Consider the following 13,527-nt stretch of genomic DNA (forward strand, 5'->3'; position numbering starts at 1 on the left):
TCAACTCACGCTGAGCAGACGCAGCTCCGTCTCCAGGTTGTACCGCGCCGTCCGCTCCCAGCGCTCGTGCCCCGTGGGCGTGCGGAACAGGGTCGGCAGCTCCAGCAGCTCGCGCAGCACCGCTGAGCGGCCCTCACGGAACGCGTCGTGGGGCACGAAGCCGTACTCCTGCCGTACGGCGGCGGCATAGGCGGCGTACGCCTGGGGCGGACCGGCGAGCACGGCGAGGTCCGCGTCGCAGAGCACCTCGCCGTCGGCGTCACCCGGCTCCGGGTCGTGCCGGACGGTGAGCCGTACGAGCCGCGCCACCTCGGCCGTACGAGCCGCCGCCACCCCCGCCTCCGGCAGGGCGCGCTCGGCGAGCCGCGCGCTCCGCTCCTCGTTCTCGGAGCGCTCCGGATCGTAGACGGCGTCGTGGAACCAGGCCGCGAGCCGTACGGCGTCCGGGTCCGCGCTGTGGTGCGCCAGCTCCTCGACGCGGTCGAGGACGGCGAGGAGGTGCTCGGTGGTGTGGTAGTGCCGGTGCGGCTCGGCCCAGCGGGCCAGGAGGTTCTCGCCGTACGGCACGGGGTCCGGGCGGTCCGTCTCCTGGCAACGGCTGAGCAGCCGCGACCAGCGCGCGAGCAGAAGGTCGCGGGTGGCTGCGGCCTCGGCATGGTGGGCGGCGTTCTCGGCCATGGAATCAATTGTGTGGCACGGTTCCCCGTGCGGGCCGCCTGTGGCACCCTGGGAATATGTCTAGACCAATCCTCGAGGTCATCGCCCTCGGCGTCGACGACGCGGTCGCCGCGCAAGCCGGAGGGGCCGACCGCCTCGAACTGGTCACCGACATGGCTGCCGACGGCCTCACGCCCTCCCCCGAGACCTTCGCCGAGGTCCGCGCGGCCGTGACCATCCCGGTGCGCGTGATGCTGCGCCCGGCAGCCGCGGGCCGGCGCCGCGAGCGCACCACCGCCGCCGAACTCCACGCCCTGTGCGCGGAGGCCGAGGTGCTGCGCGCCGCGGGCGCGGACGCATTCGTCTTCGGCTTCCTCGACCACGAAGGGCACCCGGACCTGGTCGCGGTCGAGATGCTCGTCGCGGTCATCGAGCCCTGCCCATGGACCTTCCACCGGGCCATCGACCGCGCCGCCCACCGCGACGCGCTGCGCAAGCAACTGGCGGGGCTGCCCGGCCTGGACACGTATCTGACCGCCGGCTCGGCATCCGGCATCGACCAGGGCATGCCGCTCCTTCTGGCGGAAGCGGCGCGCTCCGGGGAGCCGGGGTACGAGCCGCGGATCCTGGCCGGGGGCGGCCTGCGCCTCGAACACGTTCCGCGGCTGCGCGAGGGCGGCATCGATGCCTTCCACATCGGCTCGGCGGCACGCCCCGGGGGCGACTGGTCCGCACCGGTCTCGGCGGCCGCGGTCGAGGGGTGGCGTACGGCGCTGCTGTGACGGCAGGTCCTCTCCTCGGCCTTCGACGGCACCGACGCCACGCTCTCGCGGCGAAGCCATCGACGCCACGCTCTCGTAGCGAGGGTGGCCGGGCCGTCGGGTTCACCGAAGCGCCGGAGTCGGCCGAGTCAGCAAACGGGCTCCGGCTCCCGCGACGCCAACTCCCCCGGGAGCGGGGCGGCGTGGACCACCGTGAGCCCGGAGACGGCGCGGGTGAGCGCCACGTACAGCCGCCGAAGTCCCGTACGCTGCGGGGCTTCCGGCAGCGGCACCGGCGGTTCGCCGTTGACCACGGCGGCCGGTTCGTCGAGGACCACGTGGTCGTACTCCAGGCCCTTGGCGAGCGATGCAGGGACCAGGGTGAGACGCGGGCCCGCCGCCTCCTCCCCCTCCGCCCCCGAGGCTGCCGGCTTCCCGGCGATCTCCGGCCCGCCTTCACCCTCGGGAGCCTCGGGCTGCTCCGGGGCCGACGGGACCCTCGCCGCCGGAGACTCCGTGCCCAGTTCCGCGTGAGCGATCCCCGCGCCGGACAACGCCCGTGCCAGCGCCGGGATACGGGAATCCGCCCCGATCAGCCCCACCGACCCCTCGTGCGTCAGCGCCTCGCGGCAGGCCGCGACCACCGCCGCCTCCAACTCCTCCACCCCAACCTCGTGGATCCGCAGCGATCCGGGCGCCTCACGGACCGAGGTGGCCTCCACCAGGCCCGGGGCGATGGCCGGGAGCAGACGGGACGCATACGCGATGACCTCGCGCGGGACGCGGAAGCCCGCCGTCAGCTCCTCGATCCGTGCGTCCGGCTTGCCCAGGTGCGCCAGCGCCTCCGGCCAACTCGCCGTCGCCCAGGGCGTGGTGCCCTGGGCGAGGTCGCCGAGCACCGTCGCGGATCCCGTGGAGCAGCGGCGCCCCACCGCCCGGTACTGCATGGGCGAGAGGTCCTGCGCCTCGTCGAGCACCACGTGCCCGAGCGAGGGCGTGCGCTCCACCAGATCCGCCACCTCGTCGATCAGCACGGCGTCGGCCGCCGACCACTTCGCCGACTTCGGGCCTCGGGGCGGCTTCGGCCACAGGATCTCCCGCTGCTCCCCTTCGGTCAGCAGCCCCTCCGCCTGCTCCGCCAGGAAGCCGGGGTCGGACAGCAGCCGGAAGACGAGCTTCGCCGGATCGACCTGCGGCCAGACCGCCTTGACCGTCGCCTTCACGGCCGGATTGCGGGCCACCGCGCCCTGCACGCGGTCGTCCGGTGCCTCGCCCGCGGCCTCCATCCGTACGAGCACGGCATGGGCGATGCGCTGCGGGAGGGCGGCGCGCGCGGCTTCGTAGCGGATGTCGCGCGCCAGCAACTGCCGTACCAGTTCCTCCAGTTCGTACGCCGGGATGCGCCAGCGGCGCGAGCCGCGGACGACGACGCAGGGCTCGGCGGGCATGGACACGCCGGACCGCACGGCCCGCCGCAGCACCTCCGCCATCCGTGCGTCGCCCTTGAGAGCGGCCGCGCCCGGGGTGTCCCGGCCGCGGACCTCGACGCGCGCCACCAGATCGTCGACGGTCGCCTGCCTGACCTCCAACTCCCCAAGAGCGGGCAGCACTTGCTCGATGTAGTGGAGAAAGGAGCGGTTCGGTCCGACGACGAGGGTGCCGGTGCGGGCCAGCCGCTCCCGGTGCGCATACAGCAGATACGCCACGCGGTGCAGGCCGACGGCCGTCTTGCCCGTGCCGGGCGCTCCCTGCACGCAGACGGTCCCGGAGAGCCCGGCCCGTACGATCTCGTCCTGCTCGGGCTGGATGGTCGCGACGATGTCCCGCATGGGCCCGACGCGCGGCCGCTCGATCTCCGTCCGGAGCAGTTTGCTGCGCGTCACCATCTCGGCCCCGGCCGGATCGGTGAGGTGCTCGTCCTCGTAGGCGGTCAGGTCGCCGCCGGTGCAGCCGAACCGCCGGCGCAGCGCCACGTCCATCGGGTCCTTCTTGGAGGCCCGGTAGAAAGGCTGGGAGACGGGGGCTCGCCAGTCGATGACCATCGGGTCGCCGTCGGCGTCGTGCACATGGCGGCGTCCGATGTAGAACCGCTCCCCCTCGCCGCCCTCCGCCTTGTCGGCCCCCGGGGCGTGGAGGTAGTCGAGGCGCCCGAAGAACAGGGGCGCGTGGGCGAGGTCGGCGAGAGCCTTGATGCGGTCTCCGATCTCGCGCTCCAGGACGAGGGCGCTCACCCAGTTCGCGGTGGTGTCGCTGATGTCGAGCGCTTCGATTTCGGCGCGCATGGCGCGGAGGGCGGCGCGTGAGGCGGCGAGGTGCTCGCGCTCGCGGCGCAGCGGATCACCGTCAGGGGCGGGGCCCTCGCCGACAGAGTGCTTCTTGGTGTGGTCCTGGGTGCGGTCGCGGGCCTGGTCTGGGGCGTGCGCGGGCACGGCAATGCCTCCGGGAGGTGGATACGAGCGGTGACGCCGACCGGTTTCCGACCGGGCGGGGGCTCTCCCTCAGCGGTACGGGAGGCGGGCAGACGCGGCATATTAGCCATCGCACCGGAGAACGGCGATGAATTTTCCGGACGTCGCACCCCTCACACATGCGCCCCTCGCCCCCGAGGCCCCCTCAGGGACCGTCCGACCAAGGTATGGCGGGCCCTGCTCCCGGGGGCTGACAACCGCCTCCCGCCGGTTACACCCGCGGGCCGATGTGCTCCGAACGCGTGAATTCCATCATGGAGACATGAGCACAGCATCCATCACATCAGGCCACCGTCCGGACCCCTCGGGCGCCTCCGCCATCGGCGCCGACCGAGACGACCACCGCCACGTCCTGGGCAATGTCCTGCGAGCGATCCGCGTGTACGCCGAGGCCGCCGTACGCGTCGTACTCCTCGGGGAGTACGCGGAGAGATCACCGGTGAGCCGCCGCTGACCGTTGTCCCCGCCCGTACGACCGGCTCGGCCATGCCCCGCCGTACAACCCGCTCGGCCATGCCCCGCCGTACAACCCGCTCGACCATGCCCCGCCGTACGACCCGCTCGGCCATGCCCCGCCGTACGACCCGCTCGGCCACACCGCGACGCGTACAGCCGGTTCGGTCACCCCGCGAGTCGTGACCGCCGTCAGACCTCGTCAGTCGCCAGCAGGTCTCCCGCGTCGACGATCCGGTAGGCGTACCCCTGCTCCGCCAGGAACCGCTGGCGGTGGGCGGCGAAGTCCTGGTCGATGGTGTCGCGGGCCACGACCGAATAGAAGATCGCCGGGTGCCCGTCCGCCTTCGGCCGCAGCACCCGCCCCAGCCGCTGTGCCTCCTCCTGCCGCGATCCGAAGGTGCCCGACACCTGGATCGCGACCGTCGCCTCGGGCAGGTCGACCGAGAAGTTGGCCACCTTGGACACGACGAGAACGCCGATCTCCCCCTGCCGGAACGCCTCGAAGAGCTTCTCGCGCTGCGCGTTCGTCGTCTCGCCCTTGATCACCGGGGCGTCCAGATGCTCGCCCAGCTCGTCGAGCTGATCGATGTACTGGCCGATCACGAGCGTCTGCTGCCCGCGGTGCCGCTCGACGAGCGCCTCGATGACCCGCCGCTTGCTGTGCGTAGTGGCGCAGTACCGGTACTTCTCCTCCGTCTCCGCCGTCGCGTACGCCAGGCGCTCGGAGTCCGTCAGATCGACCCGGACCTCGACGCAGTCCGCGGGCGCGATGTAGCCCTGCGCCTCGATCTCCTTCCAGGGCGCGTCGAAGCGCTTCGGCCCGATGAGCGAGAAGACGTCCGACTCGCGCCCGTCCTCCCGTACGAGCGTCGCCGTCAGGCCGAGCCGCCGCCGCGCCTGCAGGTCCGCGGTGAACTTGAACACCGGCGCGGGCAGCAGATGCACCTCGTCGTAGACGATCAGGCCCCAGTCGCGGGAGTCGAACAGTTCCAGGTGCGGGTAGATGCCCTTCCGCTTGGTGGTGAGGACCTGGTACGTGGCGATGGTGACCGGGCGGATCTCCTTGCGGGTGCCGCTGTACTCGCCGATCTCGTCCTCGGTGAGCGAGGTCCGCCGCACCAGCTCGTGCTTCCACTGGCGGGCCGAGACCGTGTTGGTCACCAGGATCAGCGTCGTCGACTTCGCCGTGGCCATCGCGCCGGCCCCGACCAGCGTCTTACCCGCGCCGCACGGCAGGACGACGACGCCCGAACCGCCGTGCCAGAAGTTCTCCACGGCCTGGTTCTGGTACGGGCGCAGCGCCCAGCCGTCCTCGTGCAGCTCGATGGGGTGCGCCTCTCCGTCCACGTACCCGGCCAGGTCCTCGGCGGGCCACCCGAGCTTGAGCAGCGTCTGCTTGATCTGGCCCCGCTCCGAGGGGTGCACGGCGACGGTGTCCTGGTCGATGCGGGCACCGACGAGCGGCTGGATCCGCTTGGAGCGGAGGATCTCCTCAAGGACCGGGCGGTCGGTGGTGAGCAGGACGAGGCCGTGGGTGGGGTGCTTGAGCAGCTGCAGCCGCCCGTAGCGGGCCATGGTCTCGGCGACGTCGACGAGGAGGGCGTGCGGCACCGGGTAGCGCGAGAACTCGACGAGCGCGTCGACCACCTGCTCGGCGTCGTGCCCGGCGGCGCGGGCGTTCCAGAGGCCCAGCGGCGTGACGCGGTAGGTGTGCATGTGCTCGGGCGCCCGCTCCAGCTCCGCGAAGGGGGCGATGGCGCGGCGGCAGGCGTCTGCCTGGTCGTGGTCGACTTCCAAGAGCAGCGTCTTGTCGCTTTGGACGATGAGAGGTCCGGTCACGCCTCGTCCCTTCTTCACTGGCGGGTGCGCCCGTTACTGGCGGGTGCGGCCGCGGGGTCGTGCGGGGTGCGCCATGGCGCAGTCCGAGCGGTCGTGGGTCGTGCTTCGGTCGGTTGTCGTCGTCGTGGTCGCCGGGCGTGCGTTGCGTACGCCGGCCTTGCTTCGGTCGAACGCCGCGGCTTCTTCGGGCGGGAACCGCTCGGCCGGACGGCCCCCGGCAGGTCGGGCGGGAACCGCTCGGCCGGACGGCCCCCGGCAGGTCGGGCGGGAACCGCTCGGCCGGACGGCCCCCGGCGGGCCTCATGCCGACCCGCCAAACCTCCAGTGTGCCGCACGGCCGGGGCTTCTCCGGGCGGCACGCCTCCTCCGGCGGGACCGGTCCGAGCGCGCTGAGTGCCAGTGCCGCACTACTAGGCCGGTCCGTCGGCGAGTTCGGCGACGCCGGTGATGCGGTGCAGGGGGAAGGTGCGGACCTCGTCGGCGGTGTGGTCGTACGCGGTGACGAAACCGCCCTCGACACGGACCGGTGCGATGACCCGCTGACTGGCCGCGCCGTCGGCGTTGACGTGGCCGATCCACACCGCGCTGCCGGTGAGCGCGGCGGCCTGCATGGCGGCCAGGGTCTCGGCCGAGGTCGTGCGGGGGAGGCCGTCCGCGGGCGCCGTACGGGCCGCGGCACCTCCTGCCGTACGCCCTGTCGTGCGCCGCGACGTGTCTCCTGCCGACGCTCGGCCCGCTGCCGCGGCCGCACCCGCAGCGACCGCCCTGGTCACCGCCGTCGCGGCCAGGTCTCCCGCGCGGATGGCCCTGACCGCCGCGCCGAGCAGCGTGGCATCGGGCAGGGGCGGCCCACACTGGACGGGTACGGGCGCGGTGCGCGGCGGCGTCCGGTAGGCGTCGGCACGCGCCACCACCACGTCGCCCTCCTCCGACTCCGCGGCCGGTGCGTAGCCCATGCTGCGCAGCCGCTCCAGCAGCAGGTCGGGGGTGACCTGCGCGGCGAGCACGGTCGGGGCGAGGCGGCGCAGTGCCAGCCCCGCGGCGCGGCGGTCGGCGAGGATCTCGGCGAGGAGCGCGTCGTCGTCGCACCGGACGTACGCGAACGCGGCACCGACCCTGAGGTGCCCGTGCTTCCGCGCCACGTCGTCGATCAGATAGCTGAGGGGCTGCGGGACGGGCGTACGCGAGTGCTGCGCGAGGAACGCGTGCAGGTCGGCGGCCGTCTGCCCCGCGTCGAGCGCGCGGCGCACGGATCCGGGAGTGAAGCGGTAGACGGTCGCGCCGCCCTTCGACTCCACGTCCGCGAGGACTTCGAGCACGGCGGCCAGCGGCCGCTCCAGGGGGCCGGGCGCGACGGCGGTCAGGTCGGCCTGCAGCAGCACGTGGTCCAGCGGCTCGGGGAGCAGTGGGGCGAGGAGCGCGGCGGCGCGGGCGGCGGATGCCGCGGCGGCGTGCGGGGTCGGCGGCGGGGTCCGTCCCTCTTCAAGGGTCCCTGTGACCTCAGGGATCCGTACTTCATCAGGGGCCCCTGAGACCTCAAGGGCCCCTACTTCCTCAGAAGCCCCTGTGTCCTCCCGGTGCGGTACGGGGCCCCGGGGCTGGACGGCGTCCTGGGTCGGTGCGCCGTCCGGGGTCGCTACCGAGCCCGGAGTGGCTACCGAGCCCGGGGTCGGTACGGGGTTGGGGGGCGGTACGGGGTCGGGGGTCGGTACGGCGCCCGCCGGGTGGTCGGCACGGTGGTCGCCCAGCAGGGCGCGCCCGTGGGTGGACAAGGCGCCGCGGCCGGTGATGCCGAGGAGTTCGGCCTCGGTCAGGGTCCAGCGGGCGAGGCGCGAGCGGAGATCGTCCGGAGCGGTGGGCGACGCGGCGGCCCGATCGGTGGACGCGATCCGAGCGGCGGCCGATCGCGCCCGGGCGGAGGCGCTCACCGCGGAGCGGGCGGATCCGTGGAGTGCGGTGCGTGCGGTCCCGTAGGCCGCCGGACCGCGGGTTGCTGCGGGCCCGTTCGCCGGGGACCTGCCCGTTGGGGACCTGTCCGTTGGGGACCCGTGCGCCGGGGATCCGTTCCTTGCGGTGCCGAGAGACCCGTGCGCCGCGGTTTCGGCACTGTCCGATGGAGCTCCGTGTTCCCAGCGCAGCCGGGCCAGCAGCGTCGCCGGCGCGGCCGCGTGCCCCCTCGGCACACCGGCCAGGAGCTCCAGTACCCGGTGGCGGACGTGCGGGGCGGGTGCGCGGTCGAGCCCGGGACCGAGCGCGGAGAGCGGACGCCCCTTCGCGTCGTGGCCGCCGACCGTTCCCGCCGTACGGGTCGCTGTCAGCCACGCCGCGACCAGCGCCCCCCACCGCCGCTCGGTGGGCAGGCTCAGCCACTCGTCACCGGCAGGAGTCGGGGCGAAGCGCTCGTCCGCCTCGCCGTCGGAGGCGACGAGCCCTGCGGCGTAAGCGAGTTCGGCCCAGAAGGCGGCGGTGGGCTCGTCGGTATCGAGGGCCGTCGCGGTCCGCTTGAGGTCACGGACGCTCAGCCCGCCCGCGCGCAGGACGGGAGGACCACCGAGATCCCACTCCTTGAGCAGGTCCTCGACCGTGGCAACGGCCGCGAGCGCCTGGCCCGCAGCGGTGGAGTCGACGATGCGGGGCCGGTATTCGGCCGCGGACCCGATGGCCGGAGCCAACGGCTCCGGATGACGGTGCGCGCGCCCGCCGCGCAGATGCAGGGCCGCCTCGCGCGGCAGGACGACGGTGCCCGGCGCCGTAGGGAGCAGCAGACCGCGGTCGGTGAGCCAGCGGACCGGCGCGGACGGCTGGGCGGGGACGGTTCCGTACGGCGGCCCCCACACGAGGCGCGCCAGGATCTCCCCGGACTCCTCCGGTGCCTGCGCGAGCAGAGCCGTCATCCGCTGACGGTCGCGGAAGAGCGCGGCGAGCGCCTCCACGGCGGTCACCGGGTCGTGCGTGGCGGGCAGCCCGCAGCCGGCGATGATCTCCTGGAGGCGGCCGGGGGACATACCGGTGGTCGCCTCGGCGACGGTCGGCCCGAGTCCGGTGGGGGACGGGCCGGGGGTGCCGCCGACCGCGCCGGAGGGCGTGCCGGGCGCGAGCACTTCGCGGGCCGTGCGGACCAGGTGCAGACGGGCGTCCGTACCCCAGAGGAGTGCCTGTGCCCGGAGCGCGGCGACGGCGCCGGGGAGCGCGCGAGCGACGTCCTCGTCACCCGCATCGCCCGCCATGAGACCGAGCAGCACGTCGTACGTGCAGGGTGCCGGGGCGACCGCGAGCGCTTCCGCGGTCTGCAGCGTGAACCGGTCGAGGCGCTCCAGGGCGCGTACGACGGAGGCACGGGTACCGGCGCGGGTGGCGAGCTGGGTGAGATCGCCGGGAACCGGGGAGAGCAGATCGGGGCGGGCCCTGAGGAGGGCCGCCAGATCCTCGTCCGGACGCGCGCGCAGCTCCTCGGCGAGGGTGCGGGGCGCGGCGGAGGCGCCTCGGCCGCTGTCGCGGCGGGACTCAGTCGGCACGCGCACCTCCCGATTCCGGCCCGGTGGTCATCCGCACCACGGTACCCGCTCGGACGGACACCCCATGAGGACCAGGCTGCTCGGGGCGGAAGCGGGCGTGGGGGTCTTCGGGATTCGGGGCGGAAGCGGGCGTGGGGGTCTTCGGGGTTCGGGGCGGAAGCGGGCGTAGTGGTCATGGGGCACGGGGGAAGGTCGCGACGCGGTCTGCGGCGACGCCCCTGGCCCAGGACACCGGCGGGCACTGCCTGCCCTGGGCGGGGACCCGCCGTCCCCGCACGGAATGCGATGCCCGGTGCGCGCGTTGGCTGTTGGTATGCCGAGCCCAGCCCAGCGCGTCCGTATGCCCAAGGCTGTTCACGTTCTCGGACTGAGCGTCTTCTCGCTCGGAACCTCGGAGTTCATGCTCTCCGGGCTGCTGCCGCCCATCGCCGAGGACATGGGCGTGAGCATTCCCCAGGCCGGGCTGCTGATCTCGGCGTTCGCCATCGGCATGGTGGTGGGCGCGCCGCTGCTGGCGGTCGCGACCCTCCGGCTCCCCCGCCGTACGACGCTGATCACGCTGCTCACCGTCTTCGCCCTCGGCCAGGTGGGCGGCGCTTTGGCGCCGGGCTACGGCCTCCTCTTCGCCTCGCGCGTCATCAGCGCTCTCGCGTGCGCGGGGTTCTGGGCCGTCGGCGCGGCGGTCGCGGTCGCGATGGTCCCCGAGAACGTGCGCGCCCGCGCGCTGTCCGTGCTCATAGGCGGTCTGAGCGTGGCGAACGTGGTCGGCGTTCCCGCGGGGGCCTTTCTGGGCGAGCACTTCGGCTGGCGGTCGGCGTTCTGGGCGGTGGGCGCGATGTCTGCCGTCGCGCTCGTCGGGGTGGTGGCGTTCATCCCGCGCATCCCCATCCCGGAGACGAGGCCGAAGCTCCGCCAGGAGGTAGGGATCTACCGCGACCGGCCGGTGCTCCTGGCGATCGGGACGATCGCGCTCTCCGCGGGCGGCGTCTACTGCGCGTTCAGCTACATGGCTCCGCTCCTCAGCGATGTGGCGGGGCTCGGGGGTGACTGGGTCCCCACCGTGCTCGGGCTGTTCGGCGTCGGTGCGCTGATCGGCACGACGGTCGGCGGCCGGGTGGCGGACGCGCATCTCTTCGGCGTTCTGCTGGCCGGCACCGCGGCCACGACCGTCTGTCTCGTCGCCCTCGCCCTCACCGCGCACAACCCGGTCTCCGCAATCGCCGTGTCGTTCCTCCTCGGCGTCTCGTGCTTCTTCATGGCCCCCGCTCTGAACGCCCGCCTGTTCAACGTCGCGGCGGCCGCTCCGACGCTCGCGGGAGCGACGACCACCGCCTCCTTCAACCTGGGCAACACCAGCGGGCCGTGGATCGGCGGACGCGTCATCGACCTGGGGTTCGGCTTCGCCTCCACCGCGTTGGCGGGTGCGGCGATGGTGGCACTGTCGATGGGTACGGTCGCTTGGAGCCTGGGCCTGGAACGGCGTCGCGCCGCCAACACCCGCCTGGTCACTGGCTCGTCGCGGAGCAAGCGGCCCACCGACGTCGCCGGTCACGCGGTGGTTCGGACGACGGGTCACGCGGCAGTTCCCGCCGCCGAGCACACCGGCCGGAACGGCGCCCACCCGTATGAGGCGGAGTAGGGGCCCGGTCGGGCCGTTCCGGCCGCACCTGCCCCTGCCCCTGCCCCCGCCCGCAGCGCATGTCCACGGGCGCACCGCCTTTCCGATGAGGCGCGCCTCGCCGACGACGGATGCTCAAGGCTGCCGATGGGGGGCGGCGGCTCGCATCCCGTACGCGCCTCCGCACGGGAGCCGGTACGCGCCTCCGCACCCGGCCGTACGCGCCTCCGCACCCGGCCGTACGCGCCTCCGCACGAGGGCCCGTGCGCGCCTCCGCACGGGGCCCGTGCGGTCAGCCGCTCTTGCGCCTTCTGAGACCCGCATCCGTGAGCAGCCGGACCAGCTCCTTGCTGGTCACCTCCACGGCGCCCAGCTCCACCGCGGCGCGGTACCGCTCACTCGGCACGTCGTAGTGGTCGCGTTCGAAGGCTCGCGCCGGTGAACCGAGCCGGGCCGCGAACGCGTGCAGCTCCTCGTACGAGACGTCGCTCACCATGTGCGACCACATCCGCCCGTGACCCGGCCAGTTCGGCGGGTCGATGTAGACCGCCACCCTCAGGGGCCCAGGACCGTGCCGAGGCCGCCCACTTTGGCGATGGTCACGCCCGCCTCTGGGCACACCCAGTGCGGATCGGGGCCGAGTTCGGGCTCGATGGCCAACGCGTGCGGGTCGCCGGTCTCGGTGCACACGGGGCACACGGGCCAGCGGCCGAACTTGTCCAGCAGTGCGTCCTGCACGTCCTGCGCGACGAGGCCGGCCAGGAAGACGGCGCCCTCGGGCCACTGCTCGACCCACCATCGCCGATGGGCGACGGCGTCCTCGACGAGCGAGACGACGTCGGCCTGGGCCACGTCGCCCGCCGAGAGATCGGCCAGTACGAGGGCACGCGTAGCGTGCAGCGCCTGCTCAAGCTCCATACGACCATTGTCACGCGCCAGTCCACAGGGGTTGACGCACTCCGCTGCTGAAAATACCTTCCAAGAGTGCGCAACCATGTGAAGGAAACTTTCAACAGCCCGGCCGTCCGGCCGTCCGGCTCCGGGGAAGGCCCGCCCGCGGGTCCGCGCCCGGGCCCGCCCGCGGGTCCGCTCCCCAACCCGCCCGCGCCTGCCGCCCTCGCCGCCAAGGTCCGCACCCTGGGCCCGTCAATGACCCGCTCGATGCACCGAGTTGCCGAGACCGTGGCCGGCGACCCGGCGGGGTGCGCTGCGCTGACCGTCACCGGGCTCGCGGAGCGTACCGGCACCAGTGAGGCCACCGTCGTCCGCACGGCCCGCCTCCTCGGCTATCCGGGATACCGCGATCTACGCCTCGCCCTCGCGGGGCTCGCCGCGCAGCAGCAGTCCGGGGCCGCGCCCGCGGTCACCGCCGACATAGCGGTCGACGATCCGCTCCCCTCCGTGGTGGCCAAGCTCGCGCAGGAGGAGCAGCAGTGCCTGGCGGACACCGCGGCCGGACTCGACACCACCCAGCTGGAGTCCGCGGTCTCCGCGATCACCTCGGCCCGGCGCATCGATGTCTACGGCATCGGCGCGTCCAACCTCGTCGCCCAGGACCTGGTGCAGAAGCTGCTGCGGATCGGGCTGATAGCCCACGCTCATGCCGATCCGCATCTGGCGGTCACCAACGCCGTGCAGCTCCGCTCCGGAGACGTCGCCATCGCGATCACCCACTCCGGGCGCACGACCGATGTCATCGAACCGCTGCGCGTCGCCTTCGACCACGGCGCGACGACGGTGGCGATCACCGGCCGCCCGGACGCGGACGTCGCGCAGTACGCGGACCACGTCCTGACGACGTCGACCGCGCGCGAGAGCGAGCTGCGGCCCGCCGCCATGTCGAGCAGGACGAGTCAGCTCCTCGTCGTGGACTGCCTGTTCATAGGTGTCGCCCAGCGGACCTACGACGCCGCGGCACCCGCCCTGTCCGCGTCATACGAGGCACTGGCCCACCGGCACAGCCCCAAGCGCCCGTAATCGCAAGGCCGCAGGGCACCACCCCGTCCCGCGGCTCGGGCGCCCCCCCGTCCCCGAGGATCCGGCACCCGCGCCCTGCACGCAGGCCACGCACCGCTTACCACGTACACACCCCCCCCACACCCCCCGGACCACGCACGCACACGCGCAGAGCACGCACACGCGCAGACCACACAGGCACGCACGCTCAGACCACACAGGCACGCACAGCTCGCACACCGGTGAGCGCACCTGTG

Annotated in this window: 10 protein-coding genes; 4 read left to right on the forward strand and 6 right to left on the reverse strand. The window is 73.5% G+C overall.

What is annotated here, in order from left to right; genetic code table 11:
- Window positions 1–678 carry an HD domain-containing protein gene (locus AB0M26_RS20065; protein WP_365262848.1) on the reverse strand — a complete coding sequence of 226 codons (678 nt, stop codon included), beginning with the start codon at window positions 676–678 and terminating at the stop codon, window positions 1–3.
- A gap of 56 nt (window positions 679–734) precedes the next feature.
- On the opposite strand from AB0M26_RS20065, the gene AB0M26_RS20070 reads away from it, so the two are divergent.
- Window positions 735–1,439, forward strand: coding sequence for a copper homeostasis protein CutC (locus AB0M26_RS20070; protein ID WP_365262851.1), 705 nt, complete (start codon window positions 735–737; stop codon window positions 1,437–1,439).
- A gap of 128 nt (window positions 1,440–1,567) precedes the next feature.
- Here AB0M26_RS20070 and AB0M26_RS20075 read toward each other — a convergent pair whose 3' ends face one another.
- Window positions 1,568–3,751, reverse strand: a complete 2,184-nt coding sequence (locus tag AB0M26_RS20075) for an AAA family ATPase (RefSeq protein WP_365262923.1) — start codon at window positions 3,749–3,751, stop codon at window positions 1,568–1,570.
- A 397-nt stretch (window positions 3,752–4,148) separates the two neighbouring features.
- On the opposite strand from AB0M26_RS20075, the gene AB0M26_RS20080 reads away from it, so the two are divergent.
- Complete coding sequence (locus AB0M26_RS20080; protein ID WP_365262854.1) at window positions 4,149–4,340, forward strand: hypothetical protein; 192 nt, start codon at window positions 4,149–4,151, stop codon at window positions 4,338–4,340.
- 191 nt (window positions 4,341–4,531) lie between these two features.
- On the opposite strand, the gene AB0M26_RS20085 is transcribed toward AB0M26_RS20080, so the two are convergent.
- Window positions 4,532–6,181, reverse strand: a complete 1,650-nt coding sequence (locus AB0M26_RS20085; RefSeq protein WP_365262857.1) for a DNA repair helicase XPB — start codon at window positions 6,179–6,181, stop codon at window positions 4,532–4,534.
- A 410-nt stretch (window positions 6,182–6,591) separates the two neighbouring features.
- A complete protein-coding gene (locus tag AB0M26_RS20090) occupies window positions 6,592–9,696 on the reverse strand; it encodes a helicase-associated domain-containing protein (protein ID WP_365262860.1) in 3,105 nt (1,034 codons plus the stop codon).
- A gap of 340 nt (window positions 9,697–10,036) precedes the next feature.
- Between AB0M26_RS20090 and AB0M26_RS20095 the strand changes: the two genes are divergently transcribed.
- Window positions 10,037–11,335 (forward strand): Cmx/CmrA family chloramphenicol efflux MFS transporter, encoded by a 1,299-nt coding sequence (locus AB0M26_RS20095; protein ID WP_365262926.1) that lies wholly within the window; start codon window positions 10,037–10,039, stop codon window positions 11,333–11,335.
- A 271-nt stretch (window positions 11,336–11,606) separates the two neighbouring features.
- On the opposite strand, the gene AB0M26_RS20100 is transcribed toward AB0M26_RS20095, so the two are convergent.
- Window positions 11,607–11,867, reverse strand: a complete 261-nt coding sequence (locus AB0M26_RS20100; RefSeq protein ID WP_365262863.1) for a DUF4031 domain-containing protein — start codon at window positions 11,865–11,867, stop codon at window positions 11,607–11,609.
- A gap of 2 nt (window positions 11,868–11,869) precedes the next feature.
- A complete protein-coding gene (locus AB0M26_RS20105) occupies window positions 11,870–12,232 on the reverse strand; it encodes a hypothetical protein (RefSeq protein WP_365262866.1) in 363 nt (120 codons plus the stop codon).
- Between the two features lie 66 nt (window positions 12,233–12,298).
- Here AB0M26_RS20105 and AB0M26_RS20110 point away from each other — a divergent pair, with 66 nt between their 5' ends.
- Window positions 12,299–13,291 carry a MurR/RpiR family transcriptional regulator gene (locus tag AB0M26_RS20110; RefSeq protein WP_365262869.1) on the forward strand — a complete coding sequence of 331 codons (993 nt, stop codon included), beginning with the start codon at window positions 12,299–12,301 and terminating at the stop codon, window positions 13,289–13,291.
- Window positions 13,292–13,527 lie beyond the last annotated feature (236 nt).

Source organism: Streptomyces sp. NPDC051776 (assembly GCF_040681345.1).
In the GTDB taxonomy this organism is placed as follows: domain Bacteria; phylum Actinomycetota; class Actinomycetes; order Streptomycetales; family Streptomycetaceae; genus Streptomyces.

Coding starts and splice junctions, on each gene's coding strand:
- AB0M26_RS20105 (WP_365262866.1), bottom strand. CDS start 12,232: ATGGAGCTTGAGCAGGCGCTGCACGCTACGCGTGCCCTCGTACTGGCC.
- AB0M26_RS20065 (WP_365262848.1), bottom strand. CDS start 678: ATGGCCGAGAACGCCGCCCACCATGCCGAGGCCGCAGCCACCCGCGAC.
- AB0M26_RS20070 (WP_365262851.1), top strand. CDS start 735: ATGTCTAGACCAATCCTCGAGGTCATCGCCCTCGGCGTCGACGACGCG.
- AB0M26_RS20080 (WP_365262854.1), top strand. CDS start 4,149: ATGAGCACAGCATCCATCACATCAGGCCACCGTCCGGACCCCTCGGGC.
- AB0M26_RS20095 (WP_365262926.1), top strand. CDS start 10,037: ATGCCCAAGGCTGTTCACGTTCTCGGACTGAGCGTCTTCTCGCTCGGA.